26 protein-coding genes are annotated in these 25,775 nt (G+C 67.6%); all 26 read right to left on the bottom strand.

The window, feature by feature from the left end; genetic code table 11:
- Positions 1-39: 39 nt before the first annotated feature.
- Positions 40-720 (bottom strand): DsbA family protein, encoded by a 681-nt coding sequence (locus AB1K54_RS01210; protein WP_371200867.1) that lies wholly within the window; start codon positions 718-720, stop codon positions 40-42.
- 22 nt (positions 721-742) lie between these two features.
- Positions 743-1,582: a type I methionyl aminopeptidase gene (gene map / locus AB1K54_RS01205; RefSeq protein WP_371200866.1), complete on the bottom strand. Its 840-nt coding sequence runs from the start codon at positions 1,580-1,582 to the stop codon at positions 743-745.
- Between the two features lies 1 nt (position 1,583).
- Entirely contained in the window at positions 1,584-2,195 is a 612-nt protein-coding gene (locus AB1K54_RS01200) for an adenylate kinase (RefSeq protein WP_371200865.1), read from the bottom strand.
- Complete coding sequence (gene secY, locus AB1K54_RS01195) at positions 2,195-3,517, bottom strand: preprotein translocase subunit SecY (protein ID WP_371200864.1); 1,323 nt, start codon at positions 3,515-3,517, stop codon at positions 2,195-2,197. Before secY ends, AB1K54_RS01200 begins: the two co-directional genes overlap by 1 nt.
- A 99-nt stretch (positions 3,518-3,616) precedes the next feature.
- A complete protein-coding gene (gene rplO, locus AB1K54_RS01190; protein ID WP_371200863.1) occupies positions 3,617-4,183 on the bottom strand; it encodes a 50S ribosomal protein L15 in 567 nt (188 codons plus the stop codon).
- Positions 4,183-4,368, bottom strand: a complete 186-nt coding sequence (rpmD, locus tag AB1K54_RS01185) for a 50S ribosomal protein L30 (RefSeq protein WP_023954062.1) — start codon at positions 4,366-4,368, stop codon at positions 4,183-4,185. Before rpmD ends, rplO begins: the two co-directional genes overlap by 1 nt.
- Positions 4,368-5,063 (bottom strand): 30S ribosomal protein S5, encoded by a 696-nt coding sequence (rpsE, locus tag AB1K54_RS01180; RefSeq protein WP_371200862.1) that lies wholly within the window; start codon positions 5,061-5,063, stop codon positions 4,368-4,370. Before rpsE ends, rpmD begins: the two co-directional genes overlap by 1 nt.
- Positions 5,060-5,419 (bottom strand): 50S ribosomal protein L18, encoded by a 360-nt coding sequence (rplR, locus tag AB1K54_RS01175; RefSeq protein WP_371200861.1) that lies wholly within the window; start codon positions 5,417-5,419, stop codon positions 5,060-5,062. The genes rpsE and rplR overlap by 4 nt, the downstream gene beginning before the upstream one ends.
- Positions 5,420-5,421: 2 nt before the next feature.
- The gene (gene rplF, locus AB1K54_RS01170; protein ID WP_371200860.1) at positions 5,422-5,958 is read right to left on the bottom strand and encodes a 50S ribosomal protein L6; all 537 of its coding nucleotides are present in this window, start codon (positions 5,956-5,958) and stop codon (positions 5,422-5,424) included.
- 6 nt (positions 5,959-5,964) lie between these two features.
- Positions 5,965-6,363 carry a 30S ribosomal protein S8 gene (gene rpsH / locus AB1K54_RS01165; protein WP_371200859.1) on the bottom strand — a complete coding sequence of 133 codons (399 nt, stop codon included), beginning with the start codon at positions 6,361-6,363 and terminating at the stop codon, positions 5,965-5,967.
- Between the two features lie 182 nt (positions 6,364-6,545).
- Positions 6,546-7,136, bottom strand: a complete 591-nt coding sequence (gene rplE / locus AB1K54_RS01160; protein WP_371200858.1) for a 50S ribosomal protein L5 — start codon at positions 7,134-7,136, stop codon at positions 6,546-6,548.
- 1 nt (position 7,137) lies between these two features.
- Positions 7,138-7,497 carry a 50S ribosomal protein L24 gene (gene rplX, locus AB1K54_RS01155; protein WP_371200857.1) on the bottom strand — a complete coding sequence of 120 codons (360 nt, stop codon included), beginning with the start codon at positions 7,495-7,497 and terminating at the stop codon, positions 7,138-7,140.
- 2 nt (positions 7,498-7,499) lie between these two features.
- Positions 7,500-7,868, bottom strand: a complete 369-nt coding sequence (gene rplN, locus AB1K54_RS01150) for a 50S ribosomal protein L14 (protein WP_371200856.1) — start codon at positions 7,866-7,868, stop codon at positions 7,500-7,502.
- Complete coding sequence (gene rpsQ / locus AB1K54_RS01145; RefSeq protein ID WP_371200855.1) at positions 7,865-8,203, bottom strand: 30S ribosomal protein S17; 339 nt, start codon at positions 8,201-8,203, stop codon at positions 7,865-7,867. Before rpsQ ends, rplN begins: the two co-directional genes overlap by 4 nt.
- Positions 8,203-8,517 carry a 50S ribosomal protein L29 gene (rpmC, locus tag AB1K54_RS01140; protein ID WP_371200854.1) on the bottom strand — a complete coding sequence of 105 codons (315 nt, stop codon included), beginning with the start codon at positions 8,515-8,517 and terminating at the stop codon, positions 8,203-8,205. Before rpmC ends, rpsQ begins: the two co-directional genes overlap by 1 nt.
- Entirely contained in the window at positions 8,517-8,936 is a 420-nt protein-coding gene (rplP, locus tag AB1K54_RS01135) for a 50S ribosomal protein L16 (protein WP_371200853.1), read from the bottom strand. Before rplP ends, rpmC begins: the two co-directional genes overlap by 1 nt.
- Complete coding sequence (gene rpsC, locus AB1K54_RS01130; RefSeq protein ID WP_371200852.1) at positions 8,936-9,691, bottom strand: 30S ribosomal protein S3; 756 nt, start codon at positions 9,689-9,691, stop codon at positions 8,936-8,938. The genes rplP and rpsC overlap by 1 nt, the downstream gene beginning before the upstream one ends.
- Positions 9,691-10,089 (bottom strand): 50S ribosomal protein L22, encoded by a 399-nt coding sequence (rplV, locus tag AB1K54_RS01125; protein WP_371200851.1) that lies wholly within the window; start codon positions 10,087-10,089, stop codon positions 9,691-9,693. The genes rpsC and rplV overlap by 1 nt, the downstream gene beginning before the upstream one ends.
- Before the next feature lie 22 nt (positions 10,090-10,111).
- Positions 10,112-10,393, bottom strand: a complete 282-nt coding sequence (rpsS, locus tag AB1K54_RS01120; RefSeq protein ID WP_371200850.1) for a 30S ribosomal protein S19 — start codon at positions 10,391-10,393, stop codon at positions 10,112-10,114.
- Between the two features lie 12 nt (positions 10,394-10,405).
- Positions 10,406-11,245 carry a 50S ribosomal protein L2 gene (gene rplB / locus AB1K54_RS01115; RefSeq protein WP_371200849.1) on the bottom strand — a complete coding sequence of 280 codons (840 nt, stop codon included), beginning with the start codon at positions 11,243-11,245 and terminating at the stop codon, positions 10,406-10,408.
- Between the two features lie 24 nt (positions 11,246-11,269).
- Positions 11,270-11,569: a 50S ribosomal protein L23 gene (rplW, locus tag AB1K54_RS01110; RefSeq protein ID WP_371200848.1), complete on the bottom strand. Its 300-nt coding sequence runs from the start codon at positions 11,567-11,569 to the stop codon at positions 11,270-11,272.
- On the bottom strand, positions 11,566-12,228 hold the full coding sequence (gene rplD / locus AB1K54_RS01105; RefSeq protein ID WP_371200847.1) for a 50S ribosomal protein L4: 663 nt from the start codon (positions 12,226-12,228) through the stop codon (positions 11,566-11,568). Before rplD ends, rplW begins: the two co-directional genes overlap by 4 nt.
- Positions 12,229-12,232: 4 nt before the next feature.
- Positions 12,233-12,892 carry a 50S ribosomal protein L3 gene (gene rplC / locus AB1K54_RS01100; protein ID WP_371200846.1) on the bottom strand — a complete coding sequence of 220 codons (660 nt, stop codon included), beginning with the start codon at positions 12,890-12,892 and terminating at the stop codon, positions 12,233-12,235.
- Between the two features lie 8 nt (positions 12,893-12,900).
- On the bottom strand, positions 12,901-13,209 hold the full coding sequence (gene rpsJ / locus AB1K54_RS01095) for a 30S ribosomal protein S10 (protein ID WP_045246810.1): 309 nt from the start codon (positions 13,207-13,209) through the stop codon (positions 12,901-12,903).
- Between the two features lie 463 nt (positions 13,210-13,672).
- Positions 13,673-15,355 (bottom strand): hypothetical protein, encoded by a 1,683-nt coding sequence (locus AB1K54_RS01090; protein WP_371200845.1) that lies wholly within the window; start codon positions 15,353-15,355, stop codon positions 13,673-13,675.
- Between the two features lie 351 nt (positions 15,356-15,706).
- On the bottom strand, positions 15,707-25,417 hold the full coding sequence (locus tag AB1K54_RS01085) for a DUF5979 domain-containing protein (protein WP_371200844.1): 9,711 nt from the start codon (positions 25,415-25,417) through the stop codon (positions 15,707-15,709).
- Between the last annotated feature and the right edge of the window lie 358 nt (positions 25,418-25,775).

Genomic DNA, 25,775 nt, shown 5'->3' with positions numbered 1-25,775 from the left:
TCGCGCGCGGCATGCGCGCCAGAGACGTCCGCTCTTCGATTACTCGAAGAGCGAGCGCAGCGCAGCGGGTTCGGGCAACTCGCTGTTGGAAATGACCTTACCGTTCACCGCGAGGGTCGGTGTGCCGATGCCGCCCGCCCCGGGCTGCACCGGCGTCTTCGCGGTCATCGCGCGGACGAACTTCGTGTAGCGCCCGTCGTTGATGCACGCGTCGACGCCCGAGACGCCCACGCTCCCGGCGATCTCGATGATCTGCGCGTCCGTGAGTCCGGGGGAGCCCTCCTCGGGCTGGTTGGCGAACATCGCCTGCATGAAGGGGACGGATGCCGCGGCATCCGCTTCGGCGACGCAGTACATCGCGCTCGCGGCCCGCGACGAGAACTGTGTGCCCTGCGACCGGCTGTCCAGGATCGCGATCGGGTGGATGTTCAGCGTGATCGTGCCGTCGTCGGCGAGACCCTGGATCGCGGAGCCGTACGCCTGCTCGAACTGGTTGCAGATCGGGCACATGAAGTCGATATAGGTGTCGAGCGTGCCCGCGCCGTCGCCGACGACGATCGCCCCGGTCTCGGCGCTGATGTTCGCCGCATCCGGAACGTCACCGGTCTCGGTCGACGGATTGTTCAACCACACGACGAGGGCTCCGACGCCGATGAGCACGACGACCACCGCCGCGCTCACCCAGATCGCGAACCAGTTGACCTCGCGGGCCGGTGCCATGTGTTCCTCCCAAGAACGTGGATCAGGCGATGGGCGCCGGGATGACGCCGAACGGTGCGAGGCCCTCGGCTCCGCCGTCGGGTGCGGTGAGCACCCAGATGCCTCCATCGTGCACCGCCACGCTATGTTCCCAATGAGAGCCGACCGAGCCGTCGAGTGTGGAGACCGTCCAGTCGTCGTCCTCGACGAACGTCGCCTGATCGCCGGCGACGACCATCGGCTCGATCGCGACCGCGAGGCCGGGACGCACCTCGGCACCGGGGTCGGGGACCCGGTAGTTGAACACCGACGGCGACTCGTGCATGCGACGCCCGATGCCGTGGCCGACGTAGTCCCGCAGAATGCCGTAGCCCCCGTCCGGGGCGTTGGCCTCGATGTGCTCCTGGACGGCGACGCCGACCTCGCCGAGGTGCCTCGCGGAGGCGAGCGCGGCGATGCCCGCCCACAGCGACCCTTCGGTCACCCACGAGAGCTTCTCGCGCTGGGCCACGAGCGCCGGGCGCGCCGGGTCGGGGACCACGATCGTGATCGCCGAGTCGCCGTTCCACCCCTTGTACTCGGCGCCGGCGTCGATCGAGACGATGTCGCCGGGCTCGAGCACGCGGCTTCCCGGGATGCCGTGCACGACCTGCTCGTTCACCGATGTGCAGACGGTGTGCCGATAGCCGCGCACGAGCTGGAAGTTCGAGCGGGCTCCGCGCGAGGTGATGATCCGGGATGCCTCGGCGTCCAGTTCGAGGGTCGTGACCCCTGGCCGCACCAGCGCACGCACCGCGTCGAGCGCCGCCGCGGTGATGAGCCCGGGCTCGACCATCGCCCGCAGCTGGGCGGGCGACTTGTAGATCGAACGGCGAAGTGCCACGTCAGGCTGCGGCGGAGCGGTTCAGGCCGCGCGCCTCGAGGGCGGCGACGATGCGCTGCGTCACCTCGTCGAGGGTTCCCACCCCGTCGATCTCATCGACGATGCCGCGCGTGCGATACACGCCGAGGATCGGCGCCGTCTCACGCTCGTAGATCGCCAGACGGTTCGCGATGACCTCTTCGGTGTCATCGGTGCGACCCTGCTGCTGAGCGCGCAGCGACAGACGCGAGATGCTCTCGTCGCGCGGCACGCGCAGCTCGATCACGGCGTCGAGCGTTTCGCCGCGGCCGGACAGGAACTCGTCGAGGTCACGCACCTGCGCGAGGTTGCGAGGGTACCCGTCGAGGAGGAACCCGTCCTGGGCGTCGGCGTGGTCGAGCCGCGAGCGCACAACCGCGCTGGTCAGCTCGTCCGAGACGAGCTCGCCCGCCTCGATGACCGACTTCACCTGCAGTCCCAGCTCGGTGCCGCCTGCCACTGCGGCGCGGAAGACATCACCGGTGGAGATCGCCGGGATGTCGAACGCCTCGGCGATGCGGACGCCCTGCGTGCCCTTGCCGGACCCCTGGGGTCCGATGATGAGCAGGCGTGCGGGGTGGGACTGGTGGACCATCAGCGGAGGAGCCCTTCGTAGTGGCGCTGCTGCAGCTGCGCGTCGATCTGCTTCACGGTCTCAAGACCCACACCGACGATGATGAGGATCGACGCACCGCCGAACGGGAAGTTCTGGTTCGCACCGACCGTCGCGAGGGCGATCAGCGGGAGCAGGGCGATGAGGCCGAGGTAGATCGAGCCGGGCAGCGTGATGCGCGTCAGCACGTAGTCGAGGTACTCGGCGGTGGGGCGACCGGCCCGGATGCCGGGGATGAAGCCGCCGTACTTCTTCATGTTGTCGGCGACCTCGACCGGGTTGAACGTGATCGCGACGTAGAAGTAGGTGAACCCGACGATGAGCAGGAAGTACAGCACCATGTACAGCGGGTGGTCGCCCTTGGTGAGGTAGTTGGTGATCCAGACCACCCACGCCGGCGCGGTCTCGCCCGGCTGCGGCTGGTTGAACTGCGCGATCAGCGCAGGGATGTACAGCAGCGACGACGCGAAGATGACCGGCACGACGCCCGCCATGTTCACCTTGATCGGGATGTACGTGTTCGTGCCGCCGTACGTGCGGCGACCGACCATGCGCTTGGCGTACTGCACCGGGATGCGGCGCTGGGACTGCTCCACGAAGACGACGAGCCCCACCACGACGATGCCCACCGCCAGCACGAGCAGGAACACGTCGAAGCCGCGCGACTGCGCGATGGCCCACATCGACGCGGGGAAGGCCGCCGCGATCGAGGTGAAGATCAGCAGCGACATGCCGTTGCCGATGCCGCGCTCGGTGACCAGTTCGGCGAACCACATGATGAGGCCCGTGCCCGCGGTCATCGTGATGATCATGAGCAGCTGCGCCCACCACGCGACGTTGGTCAGCAGCTGCTCGCACTCGGGGACGCCGGTGACCCCGAAGAGCTGGCCGCTGCGCGCCACGGTGACCAGCGTCGTCGACTGCAGCAGCGCCAGGGCGATGGTCAGGTAGCGCGTGTACTGCGTGAGGCGCGCCTGGCCGGCCTGGCCCTCCTTGTAGAGGGCCTCGAAGTGCGGGATCACCACGCGCAGCAGCTGCACGATGATCGTCGCCGTGATGTACGGCATGACGCCGAGGGCGAAGATCGACAGCTGCAGCAGGGCGCCGCCAGAGAAGAGGTTGACCAGCGAGAGCAGACCCTCGGTTCCGGCGCTCTGCCTGAGGCACGACTGCACATTCGGGAAGTCCACGAACGGAGCCGGCACGTGGGCGCCGAAACGATAGAGGGCGATGATCGCCAGGGTGAATGCGATCTTCCGACGGAGGTCGGGTGTACGGAAGACCCGCGCAATGGCGCTGAACAAGAGGATGCCTCCAGAAGGGGATGCCGGCCCGCTTCGGCGTGCCAACGTCCAGGGTAACCCAGTGGGGGCCGGAGCAAGCTCCGACCCCCACTTGGCCTGCTACTTGACGGTGCCGCCGGCGGCGACGATCTTCTGCTGGGCTGCGCCCGAGACCTTGTCGACCGCAACGTCGAGCTTGACCGAGATGTCTCCGGTGCCGAGCACCTTGACCTTCTCGTTCTTGCGCACGGCGCCCTTGGCGACGAGGTCGCTCACGGTGACCTCTCCGCCCTTGGGGTACAGCTCGGCGAGCTTGTCGAGGTTGACCACCTGGTACTCGACGCGGAACGGGTTCTTGAACCCGCGCAGCTTCGGAGTGCGCATGTGCAGCGGCATCTGGCCGCCCTCGAAGCCGACCTTCACCTGGTAGCGGGCCTTGGTGCCCTTGGTGCCACGGCCGGCGGTCTTGCCCTTCGAGCCCTCACCGCGACCCACACGGGTCTTGGCGGTGTTGGCGCCGGGGACCGGACGCAGGTGGTGCACCTTGAGCACACCGGGGCGCGCGGCCGGGGCATCCTTCGGCTGTGCCTTCTTTGCAGCGGGCTTGGCCGCTGCGGCCTTCTTCTTGGCGGGGGCCTTGACGGCCTCCGCCTCGACGGCCTCGTTCTTCTCGGCCTTGTCAGCCATCAGTCGATCTCCTCAACCTTCACGAGGTGTGCGACGGTCTTGACGTAGCCGCGCGTCTGCGCGTCGTCGGGACGGACGACCGAGTCGCCGATCCGCTTCAGACCCAGCGAACGCAGCGTGTCGCGCTGGTTCTGCTTCTCACTCACCTTGGACTTGACCTGGGTAACCTTCAGGCGCGCAGCCATCAGACACCTGCCTTCGCAGCAGCCGCGGCCTCGGCCTCGGCACGGACGAGACGAGCCGGCGCGACCTGGTCGAAGTCGAGACCGCGACGCGCGGCGACCGCACGGGGCTCCTCGAGCTGCTTCAGGGCCTCGACGGTCGCGTGCACGATGTTGATCGTGTTCGACGAACCCAGCGACTTCGACAGCACGTCGTGGATGCCGGCGCACTCGAGCACGGCACGCACCGGGCCACCGGCGATGACACCGGTACCGGCAGCGGCCGGACGCAGCAGCACCACACCGGCAGCGGCCTCACCCTGCACCGGGTGCGGGATGGTCGAGCCGGTACGGGGCACGCGGAAGAAATTGCGCTTGGCCTCTTCGACGCCCTTCGAGATGGCCAGCGGCACTTCGCGGGCCTTGCCGTAGCCGACGCCCACGACGCCGTTGCCGTCGCCCACGACCACGAGCGCCGTGAAGCTGAAGCGGCGACCGCCCTTGACGACCTTCGACACGCGGTTGATGGTGACCACGCGCTCCAGGAACTGGCTCTCGGCGCGGTCGCGGCCACCGCGGTCGCGGTTGGGGTTGCGCTCGCGACCGCCGCGACGCGGCTCGCGCTCGCGCTCGGCGGGTGCCGTGGCGCCCTCGGCGGGAGCCTCGGCAGGAGCCTCTGCGGTCACTTCGTTCTCCTTGTTGTTCACTGCATCGCTCACAGGTTCAGACCTCCCTCGCGAGCGCCGTCAGCGATCGCTGCGACGCGGCCCGCGTAGCGGTTGCCACCGCGGTCGAACACGACGTCCGAGACGCCGGCGGCCTTGGCGCGCTCGGCGAGGAGCTCGCCGACCTTGCGGGCCTTGGCGGTCTTGTCAGCGTCGGACGCACGCAGGTCGGTCTCGAGGGTCGAGGCCGAGGCCAGCGTGTGGCCCTTGCTGTCGTCGACGATCTGCACGAAGACGTGACGCGACGAACGGGTGACCACCAGGCGGGGACGCTCGGCGGTGCCGACGACCTTCTTGCGAAGGCGGGCGTGACGACGCGCACGCGCGTCGGACTTCGACTTCACAGCCATGGTTACTTACCAGCCTTTCCGGCCTTGCGACGGACGACCTCGCCGGCGTAGCGCACACCTTTGCCCTTGTACGGCTCGGGCTTGCGGATCTTGCGGATGTTCGCAGCGGCCTCGCCGACCGCCTGCTTCGAGATGCCCGATACCGTGAGCTTGTTGTTGCCCTCGACGGTCAGGGTGATGCCCTCGGGAGCCTCGACGAGGACGGGGTGCGAGAAGCCGAGAGCGAACTCGACCGCCGTGCCCTTCTGCGCGACACGGTAGCCCGTGCCGACGACCTCGAGGCCCTTGGTGTAGCCCTGGGTGACGCCGATGATGTCGTTGTTGATGAGCGTGCGGGTCAGGCCGTGGAGCGAGCGCGAAGCGCGCTCGTCGTCGGGGCGGGTGACGAGCACCTGGCCCTCTTCGACCTTGACCTCGATGGGGCGCGCCACGGTGAGCGTCAGCTCGCCCTTGGGGCCCTTGACGGCGACCGCCTGGCCGTCGACCGAGACGGTCACGCCGGCGGGGATGTCGATGGGAAGACGTCCGATTCGCGACATGTCAGATCACCACACGTAGGCGAGGACTTCCCCACCCACGCCCTTCGACTCGGCCTGGCGGTCCGTGAGGAGGCCAGAGGAGGTGGACAGGATGGCGACGCCGAGGCCACCGAGCACCTTGGGGATCTCGGTCGACTTGGCGTAGACGCGCAGGCCCGGCTTCGAGACGCGCTTGATGCCGGCGATCGACCGCTCGCGGTTCGGGCCGTACTTGAGCGTCAGCGTGAGGGTCTGCCCGACGCGGGCGTCAGCGACGACCCAATCGGCGATGTAGCCCTCCCGCTTGAGGATGTCGGCGATGTGGGTCTTGAGCTTGGAGCTCGGCAGCGACACGGAGTCGTGGTGCGCCGAGTTCGCGTTGCGCAGACGGGTCAGCAGATCTGCGACCGGGTCTGTCATTGTCATGTGTTGATTCCTTCGTTCATGAGGTTTCGACTGCCGTTACACGGCAGCCGACCTTCGATGACTGCGCGGTATTCAGTTGTAGAAGGATGCCTCGGCGCGGCGCTCGCGTCGGCCGAGGCATCCGGGACCCCGCCGGATCGAGTGCCGGCGGGGTGCGCCAGCGATCCGCCGGGGTATCGAGATCACGCCTGAGCGTCGTCCGACTTGAAGGGGAAGCCCAGGTGGCGCAGGAGCGCGCGACCCTCGTCATCCGTCTTCGCGGTGGTCACGACAGTGATGTCGAAGCCACGGACGCGATCGATCTTGTCCTGGTTGATCTCGTGGAACACGGACTGCTCCTGGAGACCGAAGGTGTAGTTGCCGTGACCGTCGAACTGCGCGCCCGAAAGGCCGCGGAAGTCGCGGATGCGGGGCAGCGCGAGGTTGACGAGGCGGTCCACGAACTCCCACGCGCGGTCGCCGCGAAGGGTGACGTGCGCGCCGATGGCCTGACCCTCACGCAGCTTGAACTGCGCGATGGACTTGCGGGCCTTGGTGACGACCGGCTTCTGACCGGTGATTTTGGTGAGGTCGTCGACCGCGCCATCGATCACCTTGCTGTCGCGAGCTGCCTCGCCGACACCGGTGTTCACCACGACCTTGACAAGGCCGGGGATCTGCATGACGTTCGGGTAGCCGAACTCCTCCTGCAGGGCCTTCTTGATCTCGGTGTTGTACTTCTGCTTGAGGCGCGGCTGGGTCTTGCCAGCCGTCGCGGCAGTTGCCGTGCTCATATCAGAGGTCCTTGCCTGACTTCTTCGCGTAGCGCACGCGGACCGTGCGCTTCACGCCGTCCTTCACCTGCTCCTCGACGCGGTGGCCGACACGGGTCGGCTTCTTGGTCGAGGGGTCGACGAGCTGGACGTTGGAGATGTGGATCGGCGCCTCGAAGGTCTCGATGCCGCCGGTCTTGGTGCCGCGCTGGGTCTGGCCCACGCGGTTGTGCTTGGTGACGTAGTTCACGCCCTCGACGATGACGCGGTTCTCAGCGGCAAGGACCTCGAGGACCTTGCCCTGCTTGCCGCGGTCGCCGCCACGCTCGGGCTTAGCGCCCGTGATGACCTGAACCAGGTCGCCCTTTTTGATGTTCGCCATGATCAGATGACCTCCGGGGCGAGCGAGACGATCTTCATGAACTTCTTGTCGCGAAGCTCACGACCGACCGGTCCGAAGATGCGGGTGCCGCGGGGCTCCCCGTCGCTCTTCAGGATGACGGCGGCGTTCTCGTCGAACTTGATGTAAGAGCCGTCGGGACGGCGGGTCTGCTTCACCACGCGGACGACGACAGCCTTGACGACATCGCCCTTCTTGACGTTGCCGCCGGGGATCGCGTCCTTGACGGTCGCGACGATGACATCGCCCAGGCCCGCGTAACGGCGGTTCGAGCCGCCGAGGACGCGGATGGTGAGCAGCTCCTTGGCGCCGGTGTTGTCGGCGACCTTGAGGCGGGTCTCGTTCTGGATCACTTGGCCTTCTCCAGGATCTCCACCAGACGCCAGCGCTTGGTGGCGCTCAGCGGGCGGGTCTCGTTGATGAGGACGAGGTCGCCGATGCCGGCGGTGTTGCCCTCATCGTGCGCCTTGACCTTCGAGGTGCGACGGATGACCTTGCCGTAGAGAGGGTGCTTCACGCGGTCCTCGACCTCGACGACGATCGTCTTGTCCATCTTGTCGCTGACGACGTAGCCGCGACGGGCCTTGCGGTACCCGCGGGCGCCCGCGTCACGCACGTCGTGCTCGGCGCTCTCGTGGCCGCTGACGACCGCAGCCTCGTCGGCGGCGGCCTTCTTCGTGGTGGCCATCACTCAGCCTCTTCCTTCACGGCCTCGGAGGCGGCATCCGCCTTCTTGGCCTTGGTCTTCTTCGCCTTCGTGGCCGTCTCGACCGGAGCGGGCGTGGCACGGATGCCAAGCTCGCGCTCGCGGATGACGGTGTAGAGCCGCGCGATGTCGCGCTTGACCGCACGGATGCGGCCGTGGCTCTCGAGCTGGCCGGTGGCCGACTGGAAGCGCAGGTTGAACAGCTCTTCCTTGGCCTTGCGCAGCTCTTCGACCAGACGCTGGTCTTCGAACGTGTCGAGCTCGCTGGTCGCGAGCGTCTTGGTGCCGATCGCCATTACGCGTCGCCCTCCTCGCGCTTGATGATGCGTGCCTTGAGAGGCAGCTTGTGGATGGCACGGGTCAGGGCCTCACGAGCGAGTTCCTCGTTGACGCCAGCGACCTCGAACAGGACGCGACCCGGCTTGACGTTTGCGACCCACCACTCGGGCGAACCCTTACCGGAACCCATGCGGGTCTCGGCTGGCTTCTTCGTGAGCGGACGGTCGGGGTAGATGTTGATCCACACCTTGCCGCCGCGCTTGATGTGACGGGTCATCGCGATACGAGCGGACTCGATCTGACGGTTGGTCACATAGGCGGAGGTCAGGGCCTGGATGCCGAACTCACCGAACGACACCTTGGTGCCACCGGTGGCCTGACCGGCGCGACCGGGGTGGTGCTGCTTGCGGTGCTTGACCTTGCGGGGGATGAGCATTACGCCGACGCTCCTTCTGCCACGGGGGCCTCGTTGCGGCGGTCGCTGCGGGGACCGCGACGGTCGCCGCGCTCACGCGCCGGCTTCTGGTTGGCCTGCTCGCGAGCGAGCTCCTTGTTGGTGAGGTCGCCCTTGTAGATCCAGACCTTCACGCCGATGCGGCCGAAGGTGGTCTTGGCCTCGTAGAAGCCGTAGTCGATGTTCGCGCGCAGCGTGTGCAGCGGCACACGACCCTCGCGGTAGAACTCCGAGCGGCTCATCTCGGCGCCGCCGAGGCGGCCGGAGACCTGGATTCGGACGCCCTTGGCGCCGGCGCGCTGCGCACCCTGCAGACCCTTGCGCATCGCACGACGGAACGCCACGCGAGCAGAGAGCTGCTCGGCGATGCCCTGCGCGACCAGCTGAGCGTCGGCCTCGGGGTTTTTGACCTCGAGGATGTTCAGCTGGATCTGCTTGCTGGTGAGCTTCTCGAGGTCGGCGCGGATGCGCTCGGCCTCGGCGCCGCGGCGGCCGATCACGATGCCCGGACGAGCGGTGTGGATGTCGACGCGGACGCGGTCACGCGTGCGCTCGATCTCGATGTTGCTCACACCGGCGCGGTCGAGGTTCGTCTGCAGCAGACGACGGATCTTGATGTCCTCCGCGACGTAGTCGGCGTAACGCTGGCCCGGCTTCGTCGAGTCCGAGAACCACCGCGACACGTGGTCGGTGGTGATCCCGAGGCGGAAGCCGTACGGGTTGACTTTCTGGCCCATTACTTGCTCGCCTTCTTGGTCTTGGTGCCGGCACCGGCGTCTGCGACCTCGGGGGTTGCGAGCACGACGGTGATGTGGCTGGTGCGCTTCTTGATCTGGAAGGCACGACCCTGCGCGCGGGGCTGGAAACGCTTGAGCGTCGTGCCCTCGTCGACGTACGCGTTCTTCACGTACAGGTCCTGCTCGAACAGCGTCTCGCCGTCCTTGTCGGCCTTCACCCGCGCGTTGGCGATGGCCGCCGCGACGAGCTTGTAGATCGGCTCGCTCGCGCCCTGCGGCGCGAACTTCAGGATGGCGAGGGCCTCTTCGGCCTGCTTTCCCTTGATGAGAGCGACGACACGACGAGCCTTCTGAGGGGTCACGCGGATGTGTCGCACGCGTGCGATGGACTCCACCATTTCTCTCTCCTATGCCCCCGCGTCAGCGGCGGCGGCCCTTCTTGTCGTCCTTCTCGTGGCCGCGGAAGGTGCGGGTGGGCGCGAACTCGCCCAGCTTGTGGCCGACCATGGTCTCGGACACGAACACGGGGATGTGCTTGCGTCCGTCGTGAACGGCGATCGTGTGGCCGAGCATGGCCGGGACGATCATCGAACGACGCGACCAGGTCTTGATGACGTTCTTGGTGCCGGCTTCGTTCTGCGAGGCGACCTTGCGAAGCAGGTGCTCGTCGACGAAGGGGCCCTTCTTAAGGCTGCGAGGCATCTTCCTCTACTCCTACTTGCGCTTCTTGCCGGCGGTGCGACGGCGAACGATGTACTTGTCGCTTTCCTTGTTGGCGTGACGGGTGCGGCCTTCCTTCTGGCCCCACGGCGACACGGGGTGACGTCCACCGGACGTCTTGCCCTCGCCACCACCGTGCGGGTGGTCGACCGGGTTCATCGCGACACCGCGGACGGTCGGGCGCACGCCCTTCCAGCGCTTGCGGCCGGCCTTGCCCCAGTTGATGTTCGACTGCTCGGCGTTGCCGACCTCGCCGACGGTCGCGCGGCAGCGCGCGTCGACGTTGCGGATCTCACCCGAGGGCAGACGCAGCTGGGCGTAGGGGCCGTCTTTCGCGACGAGGCGAACGGATGCACCGGCCGAGCGGGCGAGCTTGGCGCCGCCACCGGGACGGAGCTCGATCGCGTGGATCACGGTACCGGTCGGGATGTTGCGCAGCGGCAGGTTGTTGCCCGGCTTGATGTCGGCGCCCGCACCGGACTCGACGATGTCGCCCTGCTGCAGCTTGTTCGGCGCGAGGATGTAGCGCTTCTCGCCGTCCTTGTAGTGCAGCAGCGCGATGCGCGCCGTGCGGTTGGGGTCGTACTCGATGTGCGCGACCTTCGCGTCGATGCCGTCCTTGTCGTTGCGACGGAAGTCGATCACGCGGTACTGGCGCTTGTGACCGCCACCGATGTGACGGGTCGTGATGCGACCCTGGTTGTTGCGTCCGCCGGTCTTGCTCAGCGGGCGCAGGAGCGACTTCTCGGGCGTCGATCGGGTGATCTCGGCGAAGTCGGCCACCGACGAGCCGCGGCGACCGGGGGTCGTGGGCTTGTACTTGCGAATAGCCATGTGTCTAGTCCTCTATCCCGACCGTCAGCCGACTGCCGTGAAGATGTCGATGGTGCCCGACTTGAGCGTGACGATGGCGCGCTTGGTGTCCTTGCGCTTGCCCACGCCGAAGCGGGTGCGACGGGCCTTGCCGACGCGGTTGATCGTGTTGACGCCTGCGACCTTGACGCCGAAGATCTTCTCGATGGCGAGCTTGATCTCGGTCTTCGAGGCGCGCGGGTCGACGAGGAAGGTGTACTTGCCTTCGTCGATGAGCCCGTAGCTCTTCTCGGAGACGACCGGCTTCAGGATGATGTCGCGCGGGTCCTTGTTCACGGCGGTCATGCCGAGACCTCCTCGGTGGCGCCGACCCTGGACGCGACGAACGCGTCGTAGGCGGCCTTGGTGAAGACGATGTCGTCCGAGACGAGAACGTCGTAGGCGTTGAGCTGGTCGGAGTACAGCACGTGGACGTACGCGAGGTTGCGCACGCTCAGCGCGTTGATGTCGTCGTCACGGGTGATGACGACCAGCACGTTCTTGGTGGCGCCAAGGCCTGCCAGGACCGCAGCGGCCGACTTGGTCGACGGGGCGCCCTCGATGCCGAACGACTCCACGATGTGCAGACGTGCGCCGCGTGCGCGGTCGCTGAGCGCGCCGAGCAGGGCGGCCGCGATCATCTTCTTGGGGGTGCGCTGCGCGTAGTCGCGCGGCTTCGGACCGTGAACAATGCCACCGCCGGTCATGTGCGGCGCGCGGATCGAGCCCTGGCGGGCGTTACCCGTGCCCTTCTGCTTGAAGGGCTTGCGGCCGGCGCCGGAGACCTCACCGCGACGCTTGGTCGAGTGGGTGCCCTGGCGAGCCGCCGCGAGCTGCGCGACGACGACCTGGTGGATGAGCGGGATGTTCGTCTTGACGTCGAACAGCGCGGCGGGCAGCTCAACCGAGCCGGCCTTCTTGCCGTCTGCCTTCACGACGTCGAGCGCGAGAGTCGAGTCAGCCATGAGATCAGGCACCCTTCACTGCGTTGCGGACGTAGACGGTGCGGCCGCGCGCGCCGGGGACGGCGCCCTTGACGAGCAGCAGACCCTTCTCGGCGTCGACGGCGTGCACCGTGAGGTTGAGGACGGTCACGCGCTCGGCGCCCATACGGCCGGCCATGCGCATGCCCTTGAACACGCGGCTCGGGGTCGACGAGGCGCCGATCGAACCGGGCTTGCGGTGGTTGCGGTGGGCACCGTGCGATGCCGAGACACCCTTGAAGTTGTGACGCTTCATGACACCCGCGGTGCCCTTGCCCTTGCTGGTGCCGACGACGTCGACCAGCTGGCCGGCCTCGAACGTGCCGTCCACCGTGAGCTCCTGACCGAGTGAGTAGTCAGCGGCGTCCGCGGTGCGGATCTCGGTGAGGTGGCGACGCGGGGTCACACCGGCGGCCTCGAAGTGGGCCGTCAGGGGCTTGTTGACCTTGCGGGGGTCGATCTGGCCGGCAGCGATCTGAACGGCGTTGTAGCCGTCCTTCTCGGGGGTGCGAACCTGGGTGACCACGTTCGGCGCGACCTCGATGACGGTGACGGGAACGAGCTTGCCGTTCTCGTCCCAGACCTGGGTCATGCCGAGCTTGGTGCCCAGCAGTCCCTTGGAAACCTTGTTGTTGATGTCAGCCATGTCGAACCTCAGAGCTTGATCTCGATGTTGACATCGGCCGGCAGGTCGAGACGCATCAGCGAGTCGACAGCCTTGGGCGTCGGATCGATGATGTCGATCAGACGCTTGTGGGTGCGCATCTCGAAGTGCTCGCGGCTGTCCTTGTACTTGTGGGGCGACCGGATGACGACGACGACGTTCTTCTCAGTCGGAAGGGGCACGGGGCCCACAACGGTCGCGCCGGCACGGGTCACGGTGTCGACGATCTTGCGCGCCGACGAGTCGAGACCTGCATGGTCGTACGACTTCAGGCGAATGCGGATCTTCTGTCCCGCCATTGTCTGCTCACTCTCTTTCCGCGTCTTACCCTCGTGGCATTGGACGCACAGTGGCGCTGGGGCGCCATGGCACTTCGTCACCCGTATGGACGGGTGCTGCGCACCACTGTTCTGCTGTCAAACCGGCGCCGAGGCATCCGGTCCCGAAGCCCCTGACGCGCACGCGCGTTCCCCGCGGATGCGGGTGGGTGGCTTCGGTGTCGTGTTCTGCTGCCCGCGGCCTAGGACCCTGCGCCTGTGGCGCCGCCTATGCACTGCCCTGGCAGTGATCCCGCGCACGCCCGAAGGCGCGCAGGAATGTGGAACCTCACTAGTCTAGGGGTCGCCCGGGCGTGTCGCAAACCCGGGCGTGTCGCGAATCCCGCTGCTCGGCAGCTTCTCAGGTTGACCGCGCGGATGCCACCTCACGCCGAAGGGGCGGCCGCGCTGCGCGCGACCGCCCCTCGATGCTCAGCGTGGCAGGTTACCGCGGGCCGGCCTTACGACGTCGCCACGCCACGATCAGCACGACCGCGATGCCGGCGACCAGCGCCGCACCGCCGCCGGCGACGACGATCGGGCTGACCGCACCGCCGCCGGTCGCCGCGAGCGGGTCGGAGCCGGGCGTCGAGGCCGGCGCGCCGTCTGTCAGCAGCGGGTTTGCGCACAGCGCCGTCGCCGCCGGGTACTCCACCGTGGTCGAGTACGTCGGGTTGACGTCGAAGCGGACCGTGACGCCCTCGCGGGTCCAGTCGAAGTTGCCCGTCGTCTTGACGTACTCGCCGTCGACGAGCTCCCAGCCGGGCCACATCTTGGGCTCTGCGGCAGAGGCGCCCGGCCACAGGAGCGAGCCCGCGAGGGGCTGGTTGTCGACCACGTAGTCCTCGCCACCGGGGTTGACGAAGCTGATCGTCACCGGCGTCTGGCTGTCGGCCGTGTAGCCCTCGGGCAGGGCAACCTCGTAGCCGAGGTAGGGCACGTCGCCCACGCACACGGACTCGATGCCGCCGGGCACGAGCGGGCAGTCGCCGATCTCGTCCTCGGTGAGATCGCGGGTCTGGCTCTCGAGCGAGATCGCGGAACTGGCCACAGGGTTGCCCTGCTCGTCGTACGCGTACACGGTCTCACTGATCTGGCGGGTCTGGGTGACGGTCGTGTCGCCGCACTCCCACTCGCCATCCACCCACGAGCCGTTCTCGACGACGGTCTCGGGCAGCGGGCAGTCCAGCTTCTCTTCGACGGTCATCGGGCGGTCCTCGGACGCGGTCGAGGTGACCGGTTCGCCCAGAACCCACTCGGCGACCTGGTCGTCCCACACGTAGGGGGTCGTCGTCGTGGTGGTGGTGATGGTCACCGTCGTGCTCGCGCAGTCGCTGTCGGACGCGTCGGTGCTCGTCTGCTCAGCGCGCGGCTGATCCGGGCGACAGGCCTGGCCGGACAGTTGGTCGAGGCTCGGCACGGTCCAGGTGGTCTCGGCCCCGGTCGCGAACACCGTTGCGGGCTTGGCGACGGCTGTCCAGGTGGTGGTGCCGTCCTCGTTCTTCGTGGACGTCCACGTGACATTCTCGCTGCGAGTGAGCACGCCCGGCGCCGTGCACGAAGGCGGGCGGTATGTCAGCGTCGGCGTCACGACGGTGGGCGGAGTCGGCGGGATCGTCCCCTTGCAGACGATCCAGTACGACACGTCCGGCTGCTTCTTTCCGTCCTTCGGCGGGCCGTAGGCGACACCCGCGGCGGGCTCCTCGAACACGTTGTCGCCGGTCTTGGCGTGGACGATGAGGGCCACCCAGGCATTGCCGTGCCACGACTGCTGGAACTCGTTCAGCGTGACCGTCTTGCCGTTGCCGGTGATCTTGCCGTGGCTGGTCTTGTCGTTGGGCTTGTACTTGTAGCACTCGGCGTCGTAGGACTTGTAGTGCTTCTCCCAGTAGTCCGGCTCGTCCTCGTTGTTACCGTTGTTGTTACCGTTGTTGTTGCCGTTGTTGTTGCCGTTGTTGTTGCCGTTGTTGCCGTTGTTGTTGTTGCCGGCGTGCGCGATCGTACCGACCCCGCCGCCGAGCCCCGTCGCGGACGCTCCGCTCGTCACGAGCGGAGCGGCGACCAGCGCCGCGGCGAGCGCGACGCCCGCCAATGCCTTGAATGTCCTTCTCCTGCGCGCCTCAGGCACGAGTGTCCCCTCCCCATCAGACGCCGCAGCGTCTTGTCCCAGCGGCGCGCGGAGCGCGCACCGATCTACCCAGCGGCGCGCGCTGGCGCGCCATCGAACACCCGTCGGACGGGCTTGCGCCGCGCGCAGTTCGGGGCTGAGCGCGACCGGTGTTTCCGCCGCCCTTCGACGGGCCGGCGGCAGACGGAGAGCCGTCGTTCGCACAGGCTATCGGGTCACGTTCCTCGAAGCGAAATCGCCACACTCCCCCGGCGCGACGAAACACGCCGCCCCCGGCCGAGACCGGGGGCGGCGTGTTTCAGGCGGTGCGGGAGAGGACGGGCGTTGGGCCGGCCCGTCCTCCCTCACGTCCTACAGACGCGGTGCGGGTTCTCCGCGGCGTCGGCGGGTGATGACCACGGATGCCGCACCCACTGCCAGTGCCAGGAAGCCCAGCATGATCAGCGGAAGCACCGGGCTGCCACCCGTCGCCGGCAGGGCCGACAGCGTGACCGTCGCGTCATCCACGTCGCGGCCGGTGTCCTCCGGGTCGCCGAAGGTGTAGTAGTCGACCACCGCCGTGTTGACGATCACGTTCGCCTTCGACGACGGGTTCACCGTCGAGGCGAGGGTGATCGTCGGGGCGGCCGAGACGCCACCCGGAACGCTCGTCGCCTGCAGCGGGCCGTACAGCTCGCAGACGAGCATGCCGCCGTAGCCGGCCGAGTTCTGTCCCGTCACCGCGCAGCTCTGCCAGTTCGGGAAGACGCTCGCGTCGCCCTTGCCCGGCCAGGTCACGTCGGTGATCTTGACGTCCGACGGGATCGGGTCGGTCACGACCACGCCCTCAGCCGCCGAGTCGGTGCTGACGTTCTTGACCTCGAGCGAGTACGTGTACGACTTGCCCGGATCGGTCGAGGGGACGCTCGAGGACTTCTCGATCTGCACCTCGGTGTGGCGGGCGACGAAGCACTCCGGCGTCGCCTGCGGGTACGAGGCCGAGAAGACCAGCTCCGGGTTGACCTCGATCGACACCGATGTGGTGGCGCTGTCATACGTGCCCGGAACGAAGCGCCATGCGGCGTCCGGCTCGGCTCCATCGGCGATGAGGCCGTTGAAGATGAACAAGGACTGCTCTTGCGGCGTCATGACGTCGGTCGTGCCGGGGAAGTAGTACTGCGTCTGCCCCTGCTCGTTCACTCCCGCGATGTCCGACAGGACGATCGGCCGCCAGCCGGGGTAGTCGACCGAGATGCCCGACGGTGTGAACACCGTGCCCGGCCACTGCTCCAGCCCGCTCCACTCCAACTCGCCGCCCGGCGCCGTGAACACCACGTTCATCGGGTCGGTGTCGGGAGTCACCACCGTCGGCGCCCACGTGAGCGTGATCGGCTGGTCGCGCAGCGACTCCGACTTGCGGACGGCCCAGCCCAGCAGCGGCGCGTCGTTCACGCAGCGCGTGAACACGGTCGCCGTGATGTCACGGGTCTCGATCGTCTCGGAGTCGCAGTCCGGCGTGCCGTCCTGATCCGATGTGACACACGCGGTGTTGTCGAGCTGATCCAGCGGGTCGACGAAGTCCGGCGCCTCCTCATCGCCGATCACGTCGGGCGCGGCGGGCGTCGGCGCGGGCAGGAACTGCACCCGGACGAACACCTGTGTCGACGCGCCGACAGCGAGCGGCTCATTGAGCGTCAGATCGACGTCGTTGCCCACGTGACCCGGACCGTCGAACGTGAAGCCCGGCGTCGTGATCGAGACGATCTCGAGACGGTCGTTGATCGTCGGGTCCTGCACGCGCACGCCGGTGGCCGGACGCGTGCCGTTGTTGGTCACGGTCAGCACGTAGTCGAACACGTCACCCGGCTCGACAGACGGCGTCTCGCTGCCCGGAGGAATCGGAACACCCTCGGACGTCTTCACGAGCGTGACGTCGTCGTAGTGCACCTCTTCGCAGGCCTCGGAGTCGTCCGCGTACTCACCCGAGGTGATCTCGACCGAGTTCCAGATGTCGATGCCGCCCGAGTCGCCCTCGCCGCACGGGTCCGGGTTCTCCGCCGGCTTCGCGGTCACCTCGAGGTCGGCCCACACCGTGTAGGTGTGCGTGAGCAGCCCCTCGGTGCGGTCGGCGGCCGAGAAGTCGCCGTCGTCCTGAATGGTCCAGTCGCCCTGCCCATCCCACGTCGCCTCACCCACCGGCGGGGTGTCGGCATCCGCTGCCTCTGCGTGCCACAGTCCGTCGCCGCCGACCGTGACACCGGCCGGAAGCGCATCGGGCGTGTCGCTCAGCACGTACGGGACGTTCGAGACGGGCTGGCCCTCGGCGGGTGCCGGCGCGGTGACCGTCACCTGGTAGGTGACGCGCTGCGTGCCGTCCTCGCGGTCCTCGACCGACACCGGCGTCTTGACGACGTCCGGGTACACCGGCACGGTGCAGGCCGTGTCCTCACGCGGCGGCAGGTCGTCGTCGAAGAAGATCAGCGCCTTGTTGAAGAAGCCGAGCTGGTGCTGCTCGCCCTGGCTGCTGCATCCGATCTCGTACTCCTCGAGGTCGGAGGGCGTGATCGTCGCGTGCACCGTGATGGTGTACGTGTGCGTCTCACCCGCCTTGATCGGTTCGAAGCCGACGTCCGGCAGAGGTGCCAGGTGAGCGGTGTCCGAGCCGTCGGCGAACGTGCCCGAGGTGCGCCCGGTCCACGATGCGTCGTCGACATCGATCACGTCGTAGTCGAGCTCCTCGTCGAGGGAGTACTCCGACGACAGGCCGTCGGGGTTCGCCGGGCTGCCTTCGGCCGCCAGGCTCACCTTGACGTCGTAGACGATCTCCCACTCGCCGTTCGCGGGGTCGTGCGACAGGCCGGTCACCGTCTTGGTGATGTCGGGGTACACCTTCTCTTTCACCGGGATGCAGTCCTCGTCGGTCTGCGTCACGTCGCCCACCGTCAGGAAGGCGTAGTTGTCGAGGCCGCCGCCGTTCTCGGTGCAGTCCCGCAGCGAAGGCGGCAGGATCTGGCTCGGGATGTCGACGATCCAGACCACGCGCCAGACGTGAGCCGTCTCGGCTGCGCCGAGCGGGACGTCTTCGACGAACGGCACCGGGTCGCCGCCGGTCGGAACCGGAACCTCGTAGACCACCGGGTCAGGGCCGGCTCCGGCATCGATGCGAACCGCCGTGCCGGGGCCGACGATGTCGACGCCTGCCACGAAGTTCGGCACGTCGGCCAGGTCGTAGAACGTGGCGGTGCCCTGCGGGGTGACCGTCAGGTCATACGTCACGGCCCACTGCGAGGGGTCGTCCTGCTGGACGACGCTCACGGCGTGCTTCTTGATCTTCGGCAGCTTCGGCTCGATGCAGCCGTCGTCGGTGTCGGAGTGGCCGCCCGCGGTCGCCGTCGCGCTGTTGAGCAGCCCGCCGTCATCGCAGGGAAGGGTCAGCACATCGCCCGCGCCCTCCTGCCACGCCTCGTCGTTGATCGTCGCGGTGATCTGGACGACGTAGTAGTCCACACCGGCCGAGCCGACGTGCGGCGCGAGCACCTTGCCCTCTGCGATCGGCGTCGCGTCCGAGAACGGACCCGTCGGCGCGCCCGCGGAGTCGGCCGGAGCCCACTGCACATCGTCGGCTGCGGCATCCGTTCCGAACAGCGGCACGTCGATCAAGTCGTAGACCGCCGTCTTGGTGGCGCTGTCGTTCGTCACCGACACGAGGTAGGTGACCAGCCACGTGCCGTCGGCGTTCTGAGAGACCGACTTCGCGTCCTTCTCGACCGACACCGTCGGCGGCAGCACCTCGACACAGCCGTTGTCGGCGTCCTTCGCGGTGCCCGACCACACGGTGGCCGTGTTGATCAGGCCGCCCGTCTCGGTGTGCGGCTTGCACGGACCGATCGGCGCCGCGCCCGCGGACGGCTTCAGGATCGCGCTGACCGTGAAGTCGTACGAGTCGTTCGCCGGCAGCGTGCCGGACCAGATCGTCCCGGTGGAGCCCGGGGCGAAGGGACCGTCGTCGATCACCAGGCCCGCCTCGGACGTCGCCGCGCTCCACGAGTCGGGAACGAACGACCATCCGGCCGGAGCCGTCGGGAACGCGTCGTCCACGGACACCTGGATCGGCTTGTCGCCGGTGTTGGCCGCCGTGATGAGGTACGAGACATTCCACGTGCCGTCGGGGTTCTGCACCGCCGCGTTGCCGCGCTTGGTGACCTCGGGGAACGACGGGGTCGAGCAGTCCTTCGACGTGCTCGTCTTGTGCCCGACCGTCAGCGCGGACTCGTTGAGGAATCCGGTGCCCTTCTCGCGGTGGTCGACCGTGCAGTTCTGCCACTTGTCGCCCGGAGCCGGGAAGGCGGGGATCGTCGCGGTCACCGTCACGGTGTAGACGTGGGTCGCGTTGCCCTCCGCGTTCTGCGGGAGCTGCGCTCCGGTGGCGATCTGCGTCGACCAGTTCGTCGTGTCGGCGAAGTCCGTCGTCGGGGTGGTGACGTTCGGGCCGGCCCACGTGGCGCTGTGCACCACGATTCCCGAGCCGAACTTCACGTCGTCGGCGAGGTCGTAGGTGAGGGTCGAGGCGATCGAGGTGTTCTTCACCGTGATCTCGTAGACGATCGTCCAGACGCCGTCGGGGCCCTGCGTGGTGCTCGTGACCTTCTTCTCGTGAGTGCCCGAGGCGGGGATCGCCGTGTTGGTGATCGCGCACGTCACGTTCTTGCCGAGACCGAGCTTCACGACGCCGTTGTGCAGCGAACCGCCTGCCGTGCACGACCAGCTGCCGGGCGTGTAGCCGGGGATCGTCGACTCGCCGAGCGTGTAGCCCGTGTCCGCCTTGACCGTGTGGGTCTGGGTGGTCGACGAGTTCGCGGTCACGTTCTGCTCCGCCTTCTCGGTGAAGCCGCCGTTGCCGACTGCCGAGAGCGTCCAGTCGGTCGACGGGTGGGTTCCGCCCCCGGTGTTCACGACCGTCTTCTTCAGCGTGAGCTTGGGTGCGATGTCGTCGTTGAAGAACGTGCAGACGATCTTCGCGGCCGCAGGCACCACGATCTTGGCGGGCGTGTGTCCGGATGCCGGGGTGAACGTTCCGCCGCCGGTGCAGACGAGGTTCGTCTGCGTGTAGCCCGCGGGGCCGTCGGTCTCGGTGAGCTCGTACGTGCCGACCGGGACGAAGCGGTCCGTGATGCTGTCGTCGCCTTCGCGGCCCGAGATCTCGACGATGCCGTCGGCGTTGAGCTTCCAGTCGCGATCGACGGCCGTGCCGCCGTCGGCGTTGTCGACGTTCTTCCGCAGCGTGATCTTGCCGCGAACGTTGGTGTTCTTGAACGTGCAGATCACGTCGGCGTCGGGCATCGACGCGATGTCGAAGCTCCTGCCGACACTCGGCGTCACCGCGGCCGGCGTGCACGAGTACGTCGAGACGTAGTCGCTGCCGCTGATCGCGTTGACGGTCTCGGCGAAAGCCACCGCGTCGCCGACGCGCACGCTGGCGGTCGCCTTGTTCGTCGGGTCGAGCCACGAGTCGGGCTGGCCGTTCGCGGTGCTGACCACAGGGGTGCCGCCGTTGATGGTCAGCGACGCCTTGTCGCCCTGGATCGCGTCGACCCACTTCTTGTCGAGCGTCACCCGGTGGGTGCGGGCCGTGTTCTTGAACCAGCAGTGGACGTCGACCTCGGCCTTGAACGACGGGATGGTCGTTCCGGCGGTGTAGCCGACCGAGCCGCATCCGTACTGCGAGTCGTAGCGACCCCTGTTCGAGCCGGGCAGGCTCTCGGAGATGTTGACCGTGTCGCCGACGCGCACGACCTTCGTGACGACGGCGCCGTCGGTCTCGGTGCCGTCAGCGTCGTCGATCGTCGACGTGCCCTGCGTGCCGTTGACGGTGATCTTCGCGACATCACCCGTGAAGCCGTTCACCCACTGCTTGTCCACAGTGACCGTGATCGTCTTCGGGGTGTTGGTCACCGTGCAGGACAGCGGACCGGTGACGGTGATCTCGCCGGTCTTGTCGGCACCGTCCTGCGGAGCCAGGCCGTCAATCGTGCAGGTCCAGCTGGTGTCGTACTTGCCCTGGTTCATCGAGCCCAGAGTCTCGGACAGCACGATCTTGTCGCCGATCCGGACCGGCGTGCTGATCGTCGTCGGCGCCAGAGCCGTCGAGACGCCGGTCGTGAGCACCTCGGCGCCGCTCTTGATGTTCAGCGTGGCCTTGTCGCCGGTGAAGGAGTCGTCCGCCCACACCTTCTTCAGCTCGACCGTCACCGAACTGGCCGCATTGCGGAACGTGCAGGTGACGTCCTGAGCCGGGGCGACGAACGACTGGTGGCGGTCGTCGGTCTTGGTCAGGGTCTGGGTGGGGCTGCAGTCGAGTGTCGTGGCGTATGTGCCGGGACCCTCCACGGTCTCAGACAGGTCGACCGTCGCTCCCTCGGCGACCTCGAGCGTCGCGACCTTGTCCTGCGGTGCGTCGCCGACGTTGGAGGTGACCGGAGCGGACGTGCGCCCGCCCGAGGCGATGCCCAACGCTGCGGAAGCGCCGGTCAGTCCGTTCTGCCAGTCCTTCTTCAGTTTGACGATGTGCGTCTTCACCGTGTTGGTGATGGTGCAGGTGACATCGTCGCCCGGTGCCAGCTTCAGCTGATCGGGGCCGGTGAAGGTGCCGCCGTTGCACACCCAGGCGCTCTCGGAGTAGCCCGCGGGGCCGTCCTCGCCGAGTGTGTAGGTGACGTTCGCGCGGACAGGATTCTTGTCGGTCGTCGAGGTGTTCTCGCCGACGTTCACGTTCTGGTCCGCCACCTGCGAGAAGCCGCCGTTCGAGCCGGTGGCCGAGAGCGTCCACTCCGTCGACGAGGCGGTGCCGATGCCGTTCTTGTTGTCGACCTTCTTCTTCAGCGTGAGCGTCGGAGCGACATCGACGTTGTAGAACGTGCAGACCACGTTCGCGCCCTTGGGGACGTTCACGCTGTTGCCGGTGAGCGTGCCGCCGGTGCACGACAGAGCCGTCGGGCTCGCCTCGGTGTAGCCCGCGAACTGGTCCTCGGTGAGGACGTAGTTGCCCGAGGGGACGGGCTTCGCGCTGGTTCCGTCGTATGGGGAGCCGTTCGCGTAGAGCTTGTCCTCCCAGTCGGCCGGGGTGAGCGAACCGCCGTTCGAGTTGGTGACATCCTTGACCAGCTTCAGCGTCGAGCGCTGCGCCGTGTTCGTGACGGTGAACTTCACCGGCGTCGTCGAGGGCAGGTCAGTCGCGCCGGAGGGAGCGACGACCGACGACTTCCAGGTGTAGCCCGTGAAGGACGACAGCAACGAGTCGTTCGGGGTGGTCTCGGTGACCGTGCAGTCCGAGGTCAGCGGGATCTGCGTGCGCGGACCGGTGTAGGCCGTCGCACCGGCGGCGCCGCCCGTGAAGGTGATGCTCCACGTGCCGCTCTTGTTGTCACCCGGGTACACGCACGACCAGTCACCGGTGAAGGTGCCGTTGAACCCGCTCGGCACATCGACGAGCTTCTTCTCGACCTGGATGGAGCCGTAGACGCGCTTGGTCTTGTTCGTGATCGTGAGAACAGACGTCTTGTCCTTTTCGATCGTCACGTTCGCCGGCGACACGGACCCGGTGACATCCCACACGTAGGAGGCGTCGACGAGCCCGTTCGAGCCGGTGAGCGAGCCGGTGTTCTCGGTGACCGTGCAGGAGCGGCCGGCGGGGATGCCCCCGATCGTGACGGGAGCGGCCGGCGTCAGCGTGCTGAAGGCGCCGGTGAATCCCTGGCCGCAGTCGTACGTGCCGCTGAACGTCGTGCCGTCGGCCAGGCCACCGCCGTTGACGACCTTGCGGATCTCGAGGCTGCCGACCTTCGGTGCAGCGACGTTCTTGACGGTGCAGGTGATGTCGTCGCCGAGGGTGAAGTCCGAGATGGTCCACTTGTCGCCCGCCAACTGCACAGGCTGCCCGTTGCACGAGACGCTCGAGATATCCCAATCGGGCTTCGTCGTCTCGGTGACCTCTACGGTCGCGTGCTGTCCGGTGGCGCTGAAGGACTGCTGCCACGTCACCGAGTTGCCCTGGGTGGTCGTCTTGGCGGTGTTGTTGCCCGCCAGCGTTCCCTCGCCGCCGGTCATCTTCGCGGTGAAGGTCCAGCCGCCGGCGAGCGGGGTCTCGACCCCGGTGGCCGAGACCTCGGTCTTGTTCACGTGGATCTCAGCCGTGCAGGCGAGCTTCTGAGCGATCCTCTTCAGCTCGACGCCGAGACCGCTCCAGTCCGCCGTGAAGAAGTCCTGGTTGGCGGTCTTGCCAGAGATCGCCTCAAGGTTCGGCTGCGAGTTGGCGGGCATCGCCACGCCGACGGCGATGACGGGCATGCCCTTCGCCTTCGCCGCGTTCGCGGACAGCACGGCCTGCTCGATGTGGAAGATGCGGACGTTGTCTGCGCTGCCCGTGCTGGTGCTCTGCGTCGGCGCGCCGTCGGTGACCATCAGCACGACGTTGTACGAGCCGTTCGCGGCAGCCTGGAGAGCGACATCCCAGTTCGTGGCGGCCGCCCAGCCGTTGCTGCCGGTGTTCGAAAGCGTGTCGTGGAGGCTGTTGGCAAGCGTCGAAGAGGCGACGCTCGTCGAGCCGACGGTGGCGCCCGAGTTGAACATGATCGGAGTGATGCTGATGTTGTTCGCCGGCGTGACGAGCGCGTTGACCAGATCGCGCACGGCGTCGCCATAGGCGGCACGCTCGTTCGATTCGATCGACGTCGAGCGGTCGAGCACGAGTGCGACGTTCAGCCCTCCGAGGCACGTGGATGCGAGCGAGGGGTTGATGATGCCGTTGGTGACCTCGCCGATGCTGGAGGTGTCACCGGAGCCGCTGAGCGGGACATTGATGCTGGCACCGGAATTGACAGTGCCCGTCTGGCCCGGGTAGGCGCGCGGAGGATTGAGGTTGCCGGTGGCCGGGCCGACCGCGACGTTCTCGAGGGCGAACGTGCCGGGGGCGGGCGTCTTCTCGACGACCCAGTAGTTCTGACCGAGAGCGGTGTTCGGCACGTTGATGGTGCACGAGTTGGCCGGAGTGCTCGGCGGGTCGATCTCACACGTCGCCCAGGCGTCGTTGACCGGTGTTGTGGGGTTCGACGCGCCCGTGTAGAGCTGGAAGACGGCGCCGTCGAGGTACGCGGTGCTGTCGCGGAGAACTCGCTTGGTGACCTTGATGGTCGCGCCGGGAACCGGGTTGTTCACGAAGTTGCCGAAGCTGTAGACGCTGCCGGACCACGGGCTTGTGGTCGGGGTCTGTCCCGACCCTGGGATCTTGCGGAAGGCGGTGTCGGTGAAGGTGTAACCCGTCGGCGCGGCGTTGATCTGCTGGACGCGGTACCGGCGGTTGTTCAGCACGGTGTGGCCGTCGAACGTCTTGACGAGGAACTCGCCCGGGTCGGAGTCCTGGTCGGGCCCGGAGCACGGCAGGGCGATACAGTCGACCACCGTCGCCTCGTTGCTGCTCCACTGACTGTTCTGGTCGTCATTGCCGGTGCTGGAATTCGACCGCGGCCCCTGGATCGTGAAGCGCGCTCCACCGACCGGCACATTGCCGCTCGTCTTCACGGTCCAGTACACGTAGGGGGCCGTCGCGCCGTCAGGCCCCGCGACGAGCGCCTCGAAGCCCGGCACGTCGAGCGCGAGCGACTTGAACGTCTGCTCGGGCGCCGTCTCGGTGGGCGACGGCGTCGGGGTGGGCTCCTCGGTGGGGGCATCCGACGGCTCTTCGGTCGGCTCCGTGTCGACGGGCTGCGGGTCCTCGGTCGGCACCGTGTCCACGGGCTGCGGCTCTTCAGTCGGCACCGTGTCCACGGGCTGCGGGTCCTCGGTCGGCACCGTGTCGACGGGCTGCGGGTCCTCGGTCGGCACGGTGTCGACGGGCTGCGGCTCTTCGGTCGGCGTCGGGTCGGTCGTCTCGGCCTCGGTCGATGTGGTCGCGTCAGGCGACGGGGTGACCGTCTCTGCCGTCGCGGGCGCCACGCCCGAGAAGATGAGCGCACCGCTGAGAAGCGTTGCGATACCGCCGGCGTACCAACGGTGGCGCAGCGTCAGAAGGCGCTCGCGCTCCCTCTGCACCCGCTGCTCTCGCTGCCGACGACGCGTCCCCGCGTTGCGTGCACGACTGTTTTCCCCAAAGAGCTCGCCCATGATTCCCTCATCGATTGCAGGCAGAGGGGATCCCCCAAGCTGGATCTCCCCTTGGCGTCAGCCCTGACGTATTTCCCAGACCCCAGAACGCACGTGGCTGAACACCTATCGGCGAACCTAACCTCGACTGACCGGCCCGTCAAGTAACGACTCGGCATCCTTCGCAGATCCTGAGGTGCAGGCGGACGCACGAGTGCCCGGCCCGCCCGAACGCGAGATCGACCGGGCCGGCGCCCGGCGAGCGAAGAAACGACCCGGAGCATGGCCCCGGGTCGTTGCATCCTGC

The sequence above is a fragment of the Microbacterium sp. BWT-B31 genome, assembly GCF_041379855.1.
Taxonomy (GTDB): domain Bacteria; phylum Actinomycetota; class Actinomycetes; order Actinomycetales; family Microbacteriaceae; genus Microbacterium.
This window is presented reverse-complemented; position numbering and strand designations above follow the sequence as displayed.